This is a genomic window from Erythrobacter sp. QSSC1-22B (genome assembly GCF_001678665.1).
In the GTDB taxonomy this organism is placed as follows: Bacteria; Pseudomonadota; Alphaproteobacteria; order Sphingomonadales; family Sphingomonadaceae; genus Qipengyuania.
Genome location: NZ_LZRP01000037.1, coordinates 1 through 908, shown reverse-complemented (window position 1 = coordinate 908; position 908 = coordinate 1). Strand labels below are relative to the sequence as shown.

Sequence of the window (908 nt, the reverse complement as noted above, 5' to 3'; positions counted from 1 at the left end):
ATATATCGTAGCGCCGGCAAGCCTGGGCAACGCAGGCACCCGGCGAAAACGCCTCGGTCAGGATCTGCAGCCGCTCTTCGTCGCTCTACCGCCACCGCCGCTCCGGACCCGAAAATACCGTCACCTGACCCATCGCCCGCTCCTAAGCGCACTCACAAGAGCACACTTAAGACCGCTCAATCCCGCGCCAGACAAGGCGGCTCACACCGGATGGATACGACGCGACCGTCCCCACTGGGGCAGCAGGTAGGTGGTTATGAGCGACACGGTATTTTCTGGCCGCTTCTGGTCGGTCTTTGCGTGATCGATGTGCTGCTGAGCGACTTCGGCATAGGTCGGTACCAACCCTTCGCGCCTGCGATCGCCTAGCGGGGCAGCGCCGAACACAACTTCAGAGCGTAGATATTGGGCCTTTCTCTTCGCCTGCGGAAAGGTAACGTCCAGCCAACAACCTATCTTCAGCTGGGGTTGCCAACCGTTGCGCTCCATATAACGTAGGTACTAGCTCTTACCGCCGGATGCGCGAACCTCTAGTATGCCCAGGAGCAAGACAAATATCGCATGATTTCGGGTTTGTCTGCACTACGTTCGCCCGCCTGCAGCGGCTAATCGACCCGCCACCTGGAACGACTGCCAGCGCTTTCTGAATTTTAAAACCCGTAGTGCCATCTCGACCTAAGGGATGGTACCCTGCGGGGCGATGCACCCCGTGGCTATAACGAGCTCGCTCTCAAAGGCTGCGATCCGGCGCCCGGGCTTGTCTGCCTTGCCCCTGCCGGGTTCGATTTCATAAAACTGGGCTGCGGCGATCAAAGACGTTTGCCCAATGATCCGGTGGCAGTGCACGCAGCGTTGATGCAGATTGCGCAGAACCTATCGGTGATGGGAGTTTAAGTGTGCGAACCTGA

1 protein-coding gene is annotated in these 908 nt (G+C 58.8%); it reads right to left on the bottom strand.

The window, feature by feature from the left end; translation table 11 throughout:
* Window positions 1-201: 201 nt before the first annotated feature.
* The gene (locus A9995_RS16890; RefSeq protein WP_145917026.1) at window positions 202-489 is read right to left on the bottom strand and encodes a hypothetical protein; all 288 of its coding nucleotides are present in this window, start codon (window positions 487-489) and stop codon (window positions 202-204) included.
* Window positions 490-908: the final 419 nt, after the last annotated feature.

What these genes read in the sequence shown, in the direction of transcription:
- A9995_RS16890 (WP_145917026.1), bottom strand. Translation starts at nt 489, where the DNA reads ATGGAGCGCAACGGTTGGCAACCCCAGCTGAAGATAGGTTGTTGGCTG.